This window comes from Allorhizobium ampelinum S4, from assembly GCF_000016285.1.
Lineage (GTDB): Bacteria > Pseudomonadota > Alphaproteobacteria > Rhizobiales > Rhizobiaceae > Allorhizobium > Allorhizobium ampelinum.
This window is the reverse complement of record NC_011989.1, coordinates 1,001,097-1,015,701: the sequence shown is the minus strand read 5'-3', so window position 1 is coordinate 1,015,701 and position 14,605 is coordinate 1,001,097. Positions and strand designations below refer to the sequence as shown.

General features: G+C 58.0%; 14 protein-coding genes. 9 read left to right on the top strand and 5 right to left on the bottom strand.

The window, feature by feature from the left end; genetic code table 11:
• Positions 1-118 precede the first annotated feature (118 nt).
• The 4 genes from AVI_RS04760 to AVI_RS04745 all read left to right on the top strand — a co-directional run bounded on the left by AVI_RS04760 (position 119) and on the right by AVI_RS04745 (position 6,127).
• Complete coding sequence (locus AVI_RS04760; protein WP_015915279.1) at positions 119-2,305, top strand: methyl-accepting chemotaxis protein; 2,187 nt, start codon at positions 119-121, stop codon at positions 2,303-2,305.
• A gap of 244 nt (positions 2,306-2,549) precedes the next feature.
• Entirely contained in the window at positions 2,550-4,700 is a 2,151-nt protein-coding gene (locus AVI_RS04755; protein ID WP_234895323.1) for a methyl-accepting chemotaxis protein, read from the top strand.
• Positions 4,701-4,865: 165 nt separating this feature from the next.
• The gene (gene pyrE, locus AVI_RS04750) at positions 4,866-5,402 is read left to right on the top strand and encodes an orotate phosphoribosyltransferase (protein ID WP_015915277.1); all 537 of its coding nucleotides are present in this window, start codon (positions 4,866-4,868) and stop codon (positions 5,400-5,402) included.
• A 191-nt stretch (positions 5,403-5,593) separates the two neighbouring features.
• The gene (locus AVI_RS04745) at positions 5,594-6,127 is read left to right on the top strand and encodes an AAA family ATPase (RefSeq protein ID WP_015915276.1); all 534 of its coding nucleotides are present in this window, start codon (positions 5,594-5,596) and stop codon (positions 6,125-6,127) included.
• Here AVI_RS04745 and AVI_RS04740 read toward each other — a convergent pair.
• Both AVI_RS04740 and AVI_RS04735 read right to left on the bottom strand, forming a co-directional pair.
• Positions 6,120-6,512, bottom strand: a complete 393-nt coding sequence (locus AVI_RS04740; RefSeq protein ID WP_015915275.1) for a response regulator — start codon at positions 6,510-6,512, stop codon at positions 6,120-6,122. The two genes, AVI_RS04745 and AVI_RS04740, sit on opposite strands and share 8 nt — an antisense overlap.
• Positions 6,513-6,682: 170 nt before the next feature.
• Entirely contained in the window at positions 6,683-7,735 is a 1,053-nt protein-coding gene (locus AVI_RS04735; protein ID WP_041696322.1) for a sensor histidine kinase, read from the bottom strand.
• A gap of 404 nt (positions 7,736-8,139) precedes the next feature.
• On the opposite strand from AVI_RS04735, the gene AVI_RS04730 reads away from it, so the two are divergent.
• Entirely contained in the window at positions 8,140-9,306 is a 1,167-nt protein-coding gene (locus AVI_RS04730; RefSeq protein ID WP_041697669.1) for an MFS transporter, read from the top strand.
• Positions 9,307-9,537: 231 nt separating this feature from the next.
• On the opposite strand, the gene AVI_RS04725 is transcribed toward AVI_RS04730, so the two are convergent.
• Positions 9,538-9,960, bottom strand: a complete 423-nt coding sequence (locus AVI_RS04725; protein WP_015915272.1) for an organic hydroperoxide resistance protein — start codon at positions 9,958-9,960, stop codon at positions 9,538-9,540.
• A 184-nt stretch (positions 9,961-10,144) separates the two neighbouring features.
• Here AVI_RS04725 and AVI_RS04720 point away from each other — a divergent pair, with 184 nt between their 5' ends.
• Positions 10,145-10,588 carry a MarR family winged helix-turn-helix transcriptional regulator gene (locus tag AVI_RS04720; RefSeq protein WP_139192287.1) on the top strand — a complete coding sequence of 148 codons (444 nt, stop codon included), beginning with the start codon at positions 10,145-10,147 and terminating at the stop codon, positions 10,586-10,588.
• A gap of 94 nt (positions 10,589-10,682) precedes the next feature.
• Here AVI_RS04720 and AVI_RS04715 read toward each other — a convergent pair whose 3' ends face one another.
• Positions 10,683-11,396 carry a L,D-transpeptidase gene (locus AVI_RS04715; RefSeq protein WP_041696321.1) on the bottom strand — a complete coding sequence of 238 codons (714 nt, stop codon included), beginning with the start codon at positions 11,394-11,396 and terminating at the stop codon, positions 10,683-10,685.
• Between the two features lie 193 nt (positions 11,397-11,589).
• On the bottom strand, positions 11,590-12,423 hold the full coding sequence (locus tag AVI_RS04710) for a L,D-transpeptidase (RefSeq protein WP_041696320.1): 834 nt from the start codon (positions 12,421-12,423) through the stop codon (positions 11,590-11,592).
• A 209-nt stretch (positions 12,424-12,632) separates the two neighbouring features.
• On the opposite strand from AVI_RS04710, the gene AVI_RS04705 reads away from it, so the two are divergent.
• The 3 genes from AVI_RS04705 to AVI_RS04695 are packed head-to-tail and all read left to right on the top strand — an operon-like array spanning position 12,633 to position 14,530.
• Positions 12,633-13,187 carry a hypothetical protein gene (locus tag AVI_RS04705; protein WP_015915268.1) on the top strand — a complete coding sequence of 185 codons (555 nt, stop codon included), beginning with the start codon at positions 12,633-12,635 and terminating at the stop codon, positions 13,185-13,187.
• Between the two features lie 58 nt (positions 13,188-13,245).
• On the top strand, positions 13,246-13,827 hold the full coding sequence (locus tag AVI_RS04700; RefSeq protein ID WP_015915267.1) for a hypothetical protein: 582 nt from the start codon (positions 13,246-13,248) through the stop codon (positions 13,825-13,827).
• Between the two features lie 58 nt (positions 13,828-13,885).
• Positions 13,886-14,530, top strand: coding sequence for a hypothetical protein (locus AVI_RS04695; RefSeq protein ID WP_041696319.1), 645 nt, complete (start codon positions 13,886-13,888; stop codon positions 14,528-14,530).
• Positions 14,531-14,605 lie beyond the last annotated feature (75 nt).

The window sequence follows — 14,605 nt, the reverse complement described above, 5'->3', positions numbered from 1 at the left end:
CTTGCCATCCGTGACGCTATTTCGGCAGGCTATTTGGATTTGAACACCGAATATTAGCATTTATTTAGAAAATCACAGATACGGTTCCGTAGGCCTTGAAACCAATCGGAGTCTTTTGATGAAAATGCCAGTGCAATCGGTTTCAGCAAAGCTTCTGCTGGCGGCAGGGGTCGTGATAACGATCTCTCTGGGCGGCTTCTCAATTGTCGGCATATTTGCTACCAAAACCCAACTGAGTGACAATATCGTCGCTGTGGCAACGCAAAAGGCCGAGCTTGCCTCCAGGCAGGTAACCGCAGATATTACCAATGTGGTTTCCTCAGCGACCAGCGTCGCGGCAAGCCTGTCGGGATTGATTGAAAACGGCGCAGGCAGCCGCGCCGATGTCATCGCCTCGCTGAAAAACATTCCGCCCCAATATCCAAGCATGTTCGGCGCTTGGATGACCGAATTGCCTGATGTCCCGGCGGACCTCAAACTGCAAGGCGCTGAGGGCACCAACAAACAGGGTCGGTTCACAGCCTATTGGACCAAGGACGACAGCGGCAAGCTGGGATTTTCCACCTGGGAGATCAAAACCACCGATCAATGGTATGCCGAACCTCTGGCAACCGGCAAGAGCTTGATCACCCAGCCTTATATCTCGACCACCGGTCAGTTGCTGACATCGGTATCCTTGCCGGTAAGGGTGAATGGCAAGATTGTCGGCCTGGCGGGCGTCGACGTGAAGCTGGACGATCTTGCCGCGACAATCAGCGCTTTGCGGCCCTTCGAAGATGGCCGCATCATGCTGCTGGCCGATAACGGCAAATGGCTTGTGAATGCCGACAAGTCCCTGATGATGAAGGACTATGCCGATACCGGGGCTGCCGAGGTCAAGGCGGCGCTTGCCGATGGCAAGACGCGCGTCATCCATGGTCTGCCGGATGGCGCGACACGCATTGTCTTTCCCTTTACCAGCCCCGGCATGAACAAGACCTGGGCCACGGTGCTGGACATTCCGGAAAAGACCTTCACAGGCCCGATCAAGGAACAGATCATCGCCATATCCTCCAGTTGCCTGATCATGCTGACGATCGGTCTTTGCCTGATTTATTTTGTCTCGACGTTGATTGTACGCCGCCCATTGGCAAATGTGGTGGCAGGTGTGCGTGTGATGGCCGGTGGCGATTACAATAAACCGATTGCCGGAACGGAGCGTCACGACGAATTTGGCACCTTGGCGACAGCACTCGACCAGTTCCGCCGAGAACTCTCCAATGGCCTGCGCGTGCAGCAGGAGCAGGATTCCCTGCGCAAAAGCGTGGAACAGGACCGGGAACGCCAGAGCGCGCTGGAAAAGGCCAAGGCTGCGGATTTGCTGCAATTTGTCCAGCAGGTCCAGGCTGGCTTCAATGCCCTGGCAGCAGGCGATCTGACCGTGCGCATGCAGGACAATGTCGCACCGGAATTCGAATCCATCCGCCAGAATTTCAACACCTCGGTGGCAAGCCTTGAAGAAGCGATCGGCGCCGTTGTTCACGCAATTGGCACGATCCGGTCCGGTCTTGGCGAAATCTCGGCCGCCTCCAACGATCTGGCGCGGCGCACCGAACAGCAGGCCGCATCGCTGGAAGAAACCATTGCAGCACTCGGCGATGTGTCACGCGCCATCGACGGCACAGCCGACGGGGCTGGCCGGGCGCAGACGGTCGTCACCGCCACTCGCGACAATGCCGCCAAGGGCGGAGATATTGTCTCCCGCGCCATCGAGGCGATGACCGCCATCCAGGGCTCATCCGAAAAGATCGGCAATATCATCGGCGTCATCGACGAAATTGCCTTCCAGACCAATCTTCTGGCCCTGAATGCAGGGGTGGAAGCGGCCCGCGCCGGGGAATCCGGCAAGGGTTTTGCCGTGGTGGCGCAGGAAGTGCGCGAACTCGCCCAGCGCTCCGCCAATGCGGCCCGCGAAATCAAGACGCTGATCTCCACCTCCAGCGCCCAGGTTGAAACCGGGGTCCATCTCGTCAGCGCCTCGGGGACCTCGTTGCAACAGATTGTCGACCAGGTCGCCAATATGAGTTCGACAATCACAGACATTGCCAATTCAGCCCGCGAACAGGCTACATCGCTGCGCGAAGTGACGAATGCGGGCGATGTCATGGACAAGGTCACCCAGCAGAATGCCGCCATGGTGGAAGAAACCACCGCCGCAGCCCAGAACCTTGCCCAGGAAACCGAAAATCTTGCTCATATGGTCCGGCGTTTCCGGACCAATTCCGCCAATTCCAGCCAGCCCCAGCGCTACGCCAAGGCGTCGTGAGATTGGCATCAGGTATTCGTCCCTAAGGTAAGCAAATAGATGCCGCCGGATGACTCGGCGGCATTTCGCTTTCGCGGTTTCGCGAGTGGAATAATTTTTTCACAAAAAAGGTGGGTGCGGTGCAGCAATGCAGGTCCGGCCTTAGACTTTCGTTAGAATCTCTATGCAACCTTAGCCTAAATTCGGCAAACCGAGGGGGTTGGTTGCGATGAGTATGCAGGTAAGGACTGTTTCAGGAAAACTTATGCTGGCGGCAGGTGCCGCGATGGCGGCGCTGATTGCGTCCTATACGGCATTTAGCGGCTGGGAAACCAGCAAGCGCGTCAATGACCAGGTGGTGGCACTTGCCTCCGAAAAGGCGGCATCGGTCGCCAATCAGGTGGCCGTGCAGATCACCGATGTCGTCTCCGCCGGAACCAGTGTGGCCGGCAGCCTGTCCGGTCTGATCGAAAATGGCTCACGCAACCGCACCGACGTGATTGCGCTGTTGAAAGGCGTACCGACCCATTACAAAACCATGTTCGGCGCCTGGATGACCGAAGTGCCGGAAGCCCCGCAGGAACTGAAACTGCAAGGCACCGAGGGCAGCAACAAGGTCGGGATTTTCGCCGCTTACTGGACCAAGGATGATAGCGGTAACCTGGAATTTTCCACCTGGGTCACGACCACCACCGATCAGTGGTATGCTGAGCCTCTGACCACAGGCAAAGGGCTTATTACCCAGCCCTATATCTCCACCACCGGCAAGCTTTTAACCTCGGTTTCAACCCCCGTCGTCGTCAAGGGCAAGATCATCGGTCTTGCTGGCGTTGACGTCCAACTGGGCGATCTTTCTGCCTCGATCAGCGCCATGACACCATTTGACGGCGGCCGGGTGATGCTGGTGGCCGATAATGGCAATTGGCTGGTGCATCCCGACAAGGACACGCTGATGAAGCCCTATGGCGATACGGGTGCCTCCGATGTCAAGGCCGCCCTTGCCGATGGCAGGATGCGCATCATTCACGGCCTGCCTGACGGTGCGACGCGGCTGGTCTTTCCTTTCACGGCGCCGGGCATGAACAAGACCTGGGCCGCTGTTCTCGATGTTCCCGCCAAAACCTTTTCCGAACCGGTCGTTGCGCAGGTGACCTCCACGGCCATCAGCGGGTTGATCCTGCTGGTCATTGCTCTGGTGATGATCTACGGCGTTTCCATCCTGATCGTGCGCCGCCCGCTGGGCGACGTGGTGGCCGCCGTGCGCCGCATGGGCGGTGGCGATTACCAGACGGAAGTGACCGGCAAGACCCGCAGCGACGAATTCGGCATGCTGGCCTCGGCCCTCGACAGCTTCCGTCTTGATCTCGCCAATGGCCGGTCCGTGCAGTCGGAACAGGAAAAGCTCAGGGCCAGCGTCGAGAGCGACCGCGAGCGCCAGACGGCGCTGGAACTGGCCAAGGCGGAAGATCTGCGCCATTTCGTCCAGCAGGTGCAGGCAGGCTTCGACGCGCTGGCCGCAGGCGACCTGACCGTGCGGATGAACACCCATGTTGCACCGGAATTCGAGGCGATCCGCCAGAATTTCAACACCTCAGTCGCAGCGCTTGAGGACGCGATGGGCTCGGTGGTCTCCACCGTCAGCACCATCCGCTCCGGCCTTGGCGAAATATCAGCCGCCTCCAACGATCTGGCACGCCGCACCGAACAGCAGGCCGCCTCGCTGGAAGAAACCATTGCTGCACTGGGCGATGTATCGCGCGGCGTCAACGGCACCGCCGAAGGCGCGGGCCGCGCGCAACATGCCGTCACCGCCGCCCGCGACAATGCCGCCAAGGGCGGCGACATCGTCGCCCGGGCCGTGGAAGCGATGACGGCCATCCAGGGCTCATCGGAAAAGATCGGCAACATCATCGGCGTCATCGATGAGATTGCCTTCCAGACCAATCTTCTGGCCCTGAATGCCGGTGTGGAAGCCGCCCGCGCTGGTGAAGCCGGTAAGGGCTTTGCGGTGGTTGCCCAGGAAGTGCGCGAACTCGCCCAGCGTTCGGCCAATGCCGCCAAGGAGATCAAGGCACTGATCTCCACCTCAAGCGCACAAGTCGAGACCGGCGTCGGCCTCGTCACCGCATCAGGCACTTCGCTGAAGGAAATCGTCGAGCAGGTGGTCGAGATGAGCACCACCATCACCGACATCGCCAACGCCGCCCGCGAACAGGCGACCTCGCTACGCGAAGTCACCGCCGCTGGCGACCAGATGGACAAGGTCACCCAGCAGAACGCCGCCATGGTGGAGCAAACCACCGCAGCAGCCCAGAGCCTGACCCAGGAAACCGAACATCTCGCCCAGATGGTCCAGCGCTTCCGCACCAATGCCGGAAGCTATGGCCAGCAGCAACGATACGCGATGGCGTCTTGAGGTGAGGAATGAAGTAAGGGGGTGGCTGCGCTGCCCCCTGCCCTCTTTGCCACGCACAGAATATTGAAGTGATAAAGGGGGCGCAAATCTCTCAACTTGCGCTTGTTGCATGCGCATAATCGGTGTAGCCATCCGGCATTTGCGACAGGTTCAGAGAGGCCGAAAATGACCGGAAATGCGCCCTCCCCATTGGCGGAACTCGCCAGACAAATAGCAGCCACGGCGACCCTTGAGGGCGAATTCGTGTTGCGCTCCGGCCAGGTCTCCAACCGTTATTTCGATAAATATCGCTTCGAGGGAAACCCGGTTCTCTTGAGAGAACTGGCAAAGGCCATGGCCTCCCTTCTTCCCCCCACAACCGAAATCCTTGCTGGTCTGGAACTCGGCGGCATTCCGCTTGTCACCGCGATTTCGTTGGAAACAGGACTTCCCGCCGCCTTTATCCGGAAGGAGGCAAAAACCTATGGAACCTGCCGCGCCATCGAAGGACAGGACGTCAGAGGCCGCCGGATCACCTTCATAGAGGACGTGATCACCACAGGCGGCGCCGTCGCCGATGCTCATCGATTGGCCTTGGCGCAACAAGCAGACATTCTTGCCGTCGTTTGCGCAATCTGGCGCGGCAACGGCAATCCTCACGTCGCAAACGCGCCTGACCTTCCGGTATTTCCGGTTTTCACTGCGGCAGATCTGGAGAAGTGATCCAGGACCTTGGACCGGTCAAGGCCCGATCCAGGCCAAGACTGACCCTCTCCGCTTTGCTGTCATGGAGGAGCCAATAAATTGCACAACCTGATGTGCCAGTTCTGGCTTGTATGAAACTGAACCGAAGCAGCAGCCGGGTGATGTTTCAAAACAGTCACCGCCGCAGAGATGAACGAAGGGATGCAAGCATGGGTCAGCGCAATATTCTGATCGAAGGCGTTTCAGGAACCGGCAAGACCTCCGTCGCTACCGAACTGCAACGGCGCGGCTACCACGTCATCCACGGCGACCGGGAACTGGCCTACCAGGGCGACCCCGCAACCGGCGAACCGCTGGACGCCTCCGCACTGGCGCAGGGTATTCTGCATGTAACCTTCGGGCACAGGCACCACCTGTGGAATATCGACAAGGTCAAAGCGCTGATTACCGACCACAGCCACCCGATCTCCTTCTTCTGCGGCGGCTCCCGCAATTTCCACCGGTTTATCGAGCTGTTTGACGGAGTGTTCGTTCTCGACGTCGATCAGCACACCCTTAAAAACCGGCTGGTCAGCAGACCCGAAGACGAGTTCGGCGGAAAGCCAGAAGAGCGGGATCTGATTATGCGACTGCACGCAACGAAGGAAGATATTCCCGGGAATGCAATGGTTATTGATGCAACGGTGCCGGTTGAGGCGGTTGTCGAGGCGATTTTGCTGGGGATAGAGGAAGGCTTCAGGTGATAGTGGCGTGTGGATCCTCGCTCAAAAGCAGCTGTGCCATTGCCTCGGTAATGGTGAGTTCGTCGTAGGGCTTCGAGAAGAAGCGACTTCCACCAGGCAGCATGCTCTCCTCGAGAATGGCAGCACCGGATGCGACGATCAGCTTTACCGGCGGCCATCGATCACGGATGTAGTGGGACAATTTGATACCGTCCATCGTCCCCGGCATCTGAACATCGGTGAACACAAGGTCAATGTCGTCTCGCGATTCGAGGATGCGGATTGCCTCGTCAGCGTCGCCAGCCTCCAGCGCTTCGTAGCCCGCCGATATGACAAGATCGATGGCACCCATTCGGATCAACGGGCTATCTTCCACGACCAGGATAACCGGTCTGCCGTTCTTCATTGTTCACTCGATCTATGAGGCTAGCCACAATGCTGCGGCCTTTAGAGTTTGTTTTCGGAAAAGTGGAAAGCAGTTTTCGAAAAATACGATGCGAAAACAAAATTTTATGCGTCCTACAATGCCGTTTTTCTGCACAACACCTTTAGCGTTTTGGGAAGCCGTTTTGTTCCTTATGCCGCTGGCGAAAAGTCAGGCTGACGGTCCGACGCTTCCCGATGACTGATTGTAACCACCGTACCTGGCTCCGCGCTGCTCAACGTAATCTCACCGTTCATATTCTTCACGAGTGCTTCCACAATACCCGTCCCCAATCCCGCCTTGGGTGCATCGTTGCCCACCGGCATTCCTATACCGTTGTCGGTAATGGTAAGCGCCCAATCCTTGCCCGCCGATCGATAGTCGATGGCGATCATCCCGGCTCGCCCGTCTGGAAAGGCATGTTTGAGGGCATTGATCACCAGTTCGGTTACGACGAGCCCCAGACTTACGGATGCGTCTGCATCCACGGTACTATCGTCAACCGTCACCTGGATCGATAGCCTCTCGGGGTCGGCGATCATTGATGCGCCGAGGCTTTGGCACAGTTGCGTGAAGTAGGCACTGAGTTCAACACTGCCGCCGGGGGATGCGGAAAGCTGCCGTTGCAGCGCGGCGATAGACATGATGCGTTGACGGGCATCGTGCAGATGTCCGCGTGCCTCCTCCGACTGAACGCGACGTGCGCTCTGCATCAGGACGCTGGCGATGATCTGCAAACTGTTGGCGACCCTATGCTGGACCTCCTGCAACAGGATGGCTTTGTCGCGCACCAGATCGTCTTTCAGGCGCGCTTCGGCGCGCATGTCGGTCACGTCGGTTATGGCGAGAAGCAGACGAATATGGTTGAGGTCGCCGTCATCGAGCGTTCGTGCATTGACGACCAAACGCCGCGTTTTATGGTTTGGTCGCTTCAGATCGATCTCGTAGGCATCCACGTTTACGCTGCCGGTAGCAGTCGCCATCAGCAGCGACTGAAGCCTGGGCATCGCCCATTCGCCGCTACCAAGGTCGCCGAGGCGTTTACCGGAGGTGGACGTGGGGTCGATTTCGAACGCCCGACAGAACGATGTGCTTGCCGCAATAATTCTAAGGTCGTCCGACAGAAACAACAACGGTTCGTTGGAAGACACCACCACGGCAAGCGTGCTCGCCGCTTCAAGATGGAGTGTCGGTATCTTTGGCATGAAAAGGCCCTCTAGGGCCGAAGACTTGCGGAGCAAGCCATGACTCGGCAGGCAGCGTCGGAAAATCGATGAGGTCAAGTCCAACGCTGTCACTGTAGCACGCCAGACGCGGGGCTGTTGCATCAAATCGCCCAGCGTGAGCGCAACACTGCCAAAGGGTTAGGGATAAGCGCGCTTTTCGGTGATACGACACTGGCTGGTCCGTTGATAGGAGCCGGGCTGCTCCGGGCGTGGTGGGATCGTGTGTCAGTCATTGGCCCGAAGCGGACGAACCAACCGTCCATTTCTTCATATCACAACTAGCCTGTTATACGGCTGTCATAGTTCCTGCCTATTGGCCTGAATTTGCACGTTGCGGAAATATCCACGACAGTATCTCGAAAGGCATTTCTATGAGTGCGACGATGAGCAGCCGTTCGCTCTCGCTCTATCCCTTCTTGCTTGTGTTGTTTATAGGCACGACCTGCAGCTCCATGATCGGGCCGTTCATGGCTTACTACATTGTGGAGGGTTTGGGGCGCGCGCCGTGGACAATCAGTCTCTATGCGGCGGGCGTTACCGTGCTCGGCATAATCTGCACCCGCACCTTTGGTCGCTGGCTGGATGCGGGAATTGCTCCTTTTCCACTGATCGGTGTAGCACTGGCGGGTTATCTTCTTGCCACGAGTGCCTTGTCAATTTCACCGTCTTTCTGGATCGTTTTGACATTCGGCGTGCTCGGATTTGGTCTGAGCAGCAGTGCGGTATCCACCATGTTCAGCCTCGGGGCGGTCGTAGCAGAACGCGGCAAGATTACGCGTGGCCGGTCCAATGCATTCCTGCGCGCCACGACATCAACCGCCTGGATGATAGGGCCGGCGGTCGCCTTCCTGTTCGCAGAGCGCTTCGGCGAAGCTGCCGTCTTCAAGCTCGCTTTTGCCCTGGCATGCTGCTGGGCGTTGATGTGGTGGATAATTATCCCGCGCGATATGACACTTCGTCCCAAGTCAGGATCAGTACACGCACATTCTTCCAACAAGGACGTCGGCCTGTGGTTGGCGGCCGCGTTCGTGTTCTGCCTGTCCTCAGCGCATTCTCTGACATTTAGCGCACTGCCATTGTTCTACGTGCGGGAAGTCGGGCTACCGGGTTATGCGCCAGGCACGGCCTTCAGCATGAAGACCTTCGTGGAGGTCCTCGCTATCTTCACCACGCCAATGATCATCTCCCGCTTTGGCCTGAAAGGGCCACTTGTCGCAGTGGCGCTGCTGGCTACCGTAACGATCCTGCTGCTCTCCTATGTGCAGACCTATCCACAGATGTTGGCAGGCGCGGCCTTGGAGGGCCTGTATTACGGCCTCTATGCCAGCATCGGCATCAGTTTCGTGCAATCTTTCTCCGGTGATCGCCCGGCGCAGGCCACCGCGCTTTACTGGAATGTTCTGAGTGTCAGTGGCATTCTTGCGGGCCCCGCGACCGGCCTCATAGCGCAAGCCTACGATTTCCGAGCAGTTATCCAGGTGGCCTCGGTTGTCGCTGCTTTCGCCGCTATTCTCCTTTTCACGTCAATGTTTCGTAAGCACTCGCGATAAGAATCAAAGCGGTACAGGGCGACCATCAGTGAGCAATGCAGCCCCGAACAGCGGTGTTGTCGATAAGATCAACGATGACTGAACCTTCTCAGGATATTTACTTTCGGTGGCAACGCGATGACTGCTCTTGGCGCAAAGCGGGCCTCAAGAGAGTGACACGCTTACCCCTCCCCCAAACGACGAAAGGCCGGTCCCGCCAGACCGGCCTTTCGCATATCCTTAACCCCAGCCTTAGGCCAGCGTAGCGGATACTTCTGTTGCCGTGCGCATGGCGTGGCTGTAGGGGCAGACGATGTGGGCGGCGGCGACGAGTTTTTCGCCGGTTTCGCGGTCGATGCCTGGCAGGTCAACGCTGATGGAAACTTCGATGCCAAAGCCGGTGCCGTCTTCGCGCGGGCCGATACCAACCGTGGCGGTGACCTTGGCGTCTTCTGGTACCTTCACCTTCTGCTGGCCAGCGGCAAACTTCAGCGCGCCGAGGAAGCAGGCGGAATAGCCAGCGGCAAACAGCTGCTCGGGATTGGTGCCGGTGGCGCCATTGCCGCCCAATTCCTTCGGCGTCGTCAGCGTTACATCCAGAACGCCATTTTCGCTGACGGCGCGGCCTTCACGACCACCGGTTGCAGATGCCTTGGTTGTGTAGAGAATAGCCATGAGAGTCTCTCCTTTTTGAAAACTGGTCGTTTTGGTTGGTTGAAGGCCGGAACATCCGCGCCAGCCGCTGCGTCTGCACTCTTGGTATCACGCAATTTAATTGTACGCAATTGTTTTTTGTACATTGCATTTTTATGACAAGGCTGGGAGAATGGCAGCTTGCAATGCCCAAAGGACAGGTGAAATGGACAAGACGGATCTGGTGCTGGACAAGCAGCTGTGCTTTGCGCTTTACGGCGCATCGCTGGCACTGACGCGCACCTATAAGCCGCTGCTGGAGCCGCTTGGCCTGACCTATCCGCAATATCTTGTGATGATGGTGCTGTGGGAAACCGACCATTTGGCGGTCAAGGCGCTGGGGGAGCGGTTGGGGCTGGACAGCGGCACGCTGTCGCCGCTGTTGAAGCGGCTGGAACAGACGGGCTACGTCACCCGCCAACGCCAAAGCCAGGATGAGCGACAGGTGACCGTTTCGCTCACCGCCACAGGCGCTGCCCTACAGGATAAGGCTCTCGGCGTGATGGCGGCCATCGGCTCGGCGACTGGCTGTAGCCTGGAAGAAATCGCGGCGCTACGCGATCAATTGCAGGATTTGCGCGGCAAGCTGAATGCGGGTGTTTGTCAGTAAAAAGTGGAACTTGGTTTTCCCGAAAAGACAAAGGAAAACAAGGAAATTGAGAGTCTGTCCGGCTCAATCTGAACCCGACAGACTCTCGTTATCCCTATTGCAGGACGATGATCCGCGCCTTGTTCGGCACACGGTCATAGAGGTCGATAATGTCCTGGTTCATCAACCGCACACAGCCCGACGACATCGCCTTGCCGATCGAGTTCCACTCCGGCGAACCATGCAGGCGGTAAAGCGTGTCCTGGCCGTTCTGGAAGATGTAGAGCGCGCGCGCGCCCAGCGGGTTCATCAGGCCCGGCGCCATGCCGCCATTGGCGGAGGAATATTTGGCCAGTTGCGGTTGGCGGGCGACCATTTCATCCGGCGGCGTCCATTTTGGCCATTTCTGCCGCCATTGGATCACGCCTTCGCCCTGCCAGGCAAAGCCCTCACGGCCGATGCCAACGCCGTAGCGCATGGCGGTGCCGCCCTGTTCCACCAGATAGAGGAAGCGGTTGGGCGTATCGACAACGATGGAGCCTGCCGGATAGCCGGTCGGGTCGCTGACCCGCTGGCGATAGTAGCGCGGCGGGATCTGCTGGTAGGGAATGGCCGGAATGACGAAGCCGCCATCGACCACTTCGCCATACATGGCGTCCAGTTCCGGCGTGGATGGGGCCATGGGGCCCGTGGGCTGCACCATGCCGCCCAGCGACCCCTGTTCATACACCGGAGGGCGATAGGACGAGGCGCAACTGGACAGAAGCGCTGCCGCTCCAAGGCCGGAAAAAGAGAGAAAGGCACGGCGGGAAAAATCGGGGCTTGTCATATACGGTGGTACATCCTGCTGGTCAGCAGCGCACAAACGCACGCTACGCGGTTTTGTTCCGCTAGATCCTATCTACAGCGATTTACCCGAATTTCACCGCCAATAGCGCACACACACGTTCACATTTGCGCCATTGCGTGTCGTTCCGGCAACAGGCCGATAGGCAGAGCCTCAACCGTGGCAGTCTATAGCCTTACATCACCACGATCTCGGCCTTGTCCCGCACACGGGAATAAAGATCAATCACATCCTGATTGAACATGCGCACGCAACCTGACGACACGGCCTTGCCGACGGATTGCCAATCGGGCGTGCCATGGATGCGATAGAGGGTGTCGCGGCCATTCTGGAAGATATACAGCGCCCGCGCGCCAAGCGGATTGCGCAGGCCCGGCTCCAGCCCGCCTTGCGCGGCGGCAAACTGGCGCATGTCGGGCTGGCGCTCGACCATGTCGTCGCTTGGGGTCCAGCGCGGCCAGGTCTTCTTGAACTGGAGAACGCCCCGGCCCTGCCAGGCAAACCCCTGCTTGCCGAGGCCAACGCCATAGCGCATCGCCCGGCCATTGGCCTCAACCAGATAGAGATAATGCGCCTTGGTATCGACCACGATGGTGCCGGGCCGTTCCGTGGTCGGATAATCAACCTCCTGCCGCAGGAAGCGCTTGTCCACCCGGTCGAGCGGAATAGCAGTCAGTGTATGACCGTCATCGCTCATCTGCCCGTAAATCGCCTTCTGCATCGGCGTAGCAAAGGGCGAAACATAGGGCTCGGCTGCTGGCATGCCATAGGTCTGGTGGAAAGGCGTCTTGAACAGGCCGAGGAATTTATTGGGCTTTTCCGTCGGCGGTGCGGCCATCGGCTGGTTCCAGGTCGGCGCGGTCTGGGCGGCAAACACTTCCGTATTCATCCGTTGCGTATCCGTCACGAAATAGCAACCGCCAAGCATAGACAGCGACAGGCAGCCAAACCCTGCCAACAGGGCGCGAGCGACACGGGAAAACGGGCGGACAAAAACAGTGGACGACATTGCGCAACCTGGCCTGGTTCAAGATTGCCACGAGAATGGCAGACGCGGCTGGCGCGAAGCTGGTGAAGGGGTGAGCTTTTAACAGAAACAAAAACGATGGGGCCGCCGCGCCAATCACCTTAGAGAAACACCGGAATACAATCAAAGATAGAAAGTTACACGCAAGCCTTGATTGATAATTCGATTAAAAATTAAAGCCGGAGGTCGAGTTGAGCACAACAATTTCATCCACCACGACATCGTCCACCAACGTTTATCAATCGAAACAAACCCCGCAGTTGCCCGACGACTTTTCCGAGACGAAATATAAAACACTGGACGAATATTTGGCGGAGGATACCAGCAGTCCGCCAGCCACCGTATGGGGCGTGTTGCATCTCAGCACAGGAACTGTAACGCTCTATAATGAAGGCGGCTCAATATACACCGCATACGAACAGGGAACCGACCTTACGGAATGGGATCGGGGTATAGATTGGGAAACACTTGATACCCCGGAAGAACGCGCCGCCGCCATCATGGAAAAACACGGCGGCAAACTCACCGCAAGCGCTGTCGAAAGCGGCGACAAGAGTCTGACCAGCGAACTGATGAGCAAGATGTTCAGTAGCGATGCGCTGGTGGATCGGATGTTGATGACCAGCTCCGGTGAAAGTCTGCAAGAGGGCTTGCTGTCCTCAGACGAAGAGGCGAATGGGGCGCAAGCGAGTGCCTCGACCACGTCCGCCGCCAGCACACCGCAAGTACAATCCACAGCCGCCTGATCGAGCGCCGCATTGCGGCGTCGGGGTTTTTCATTTCCATGCTCATAGGAGGGGTCACATGAGCACGACGATTTCATCCACCACCACGACATCATCCAGCACCGTTTATCAAACGAAGCAGACGCCGAAGCTGCCAGACGATTTTTACGAAACCGAATACACAACGCTGGAAGATCTTCCCGCAGAAGCAAGCACGGAGACTGAAACATCGGAGGACTTCGATGCTAACCTCTGGGGGGTATTACATATTGGCGGCCAAACGGTGAGAACCGGCGCATCCGGTGGGGTTGCATACTCGGTCAATCCGGAAGCCGAAAACTTCCTCGGAGAAGGCAAAGGCTTCGATCTCGACTGGGACAACCTCGATACGCCGGAAGAGATCGCCGAGGCCATCATGTCAAAATACGGCGGCAAACTTACCACAAGCTCTGTCGAAAGCGGGAGCAAGAGCCTGACCAGCGAACTGATGAGCAAGATGTTCAGCAGCGATGCGCTGGTGGATCGGATGTTGATGACCAGTTCCGGCGAAAGCCTGCAAGAGGGCTTGCTGCCCTCAGACGAAGACGCGAATGGGGCGCAAGCGAGTGCCTCGGCCACATCAGCCACCAGCACACCGCAAGTACAATCCACATCCGCCTGATCGAGTGCCGCATTGCGGCATCGGGGTTTTTCATGTCCATGCTCACAGGAGGGGTCACATGAGCACAACAGTTACACCCGGCATAGCGTATGCCTATGGCTATTCCTCGACCAAGGCTGCGCAGGCCGATACCGAGTTTATGGCGAGTTTGCCTGACGATAGCCAGCCCAAGACCGCCTTGCAGGTTGAGATGGAACAGATGTGGGCGGAGGCTGCGGCGGAGCAGGCCAAGATTGAAGCCGAGAGCAAGCCGGCAACAATCTATTCAAAGATGGAAATCAGCATTGGAACAGTTACCATCTACAATGAGGGTGCCTGGATGTTTACTCCTTATGAGCAAGGAGAAGGAAGTGCCGATGCCATGCAGCAGTTTAGAAACAGTATCGACTGGGACAATCTCGACACGCCGGAAGAACGCACCGCTGCCATCATCGCGGAATATAGCGGCAAGCTCACCGCAGACGATTTCGAAAGCGGTGACAAGAGTCTTAAGACCGAGCTGATGAGCAGGATGTTCAGCAGCGATGCCCTGGTCAACCGCATGTTTCTAACCGATACAGGTGAAAATATTCAGGACGATTTGGCCGAGACGGATGAAGATACGGCCACGGATCAAGGCGCAGAGGCCGCGCCGTCTCCGGCCACCACCGCGGCGACGACCAGCGAGTTGTTGGCGGTGCAGGGTCTGGCCGCAGCCGTCTGATCGGCCTTCTCTGTCTCACCCATGACACAGATCTGCGGTTTGCTGATGCCCAACCATTGATGGTAACGGAGGATC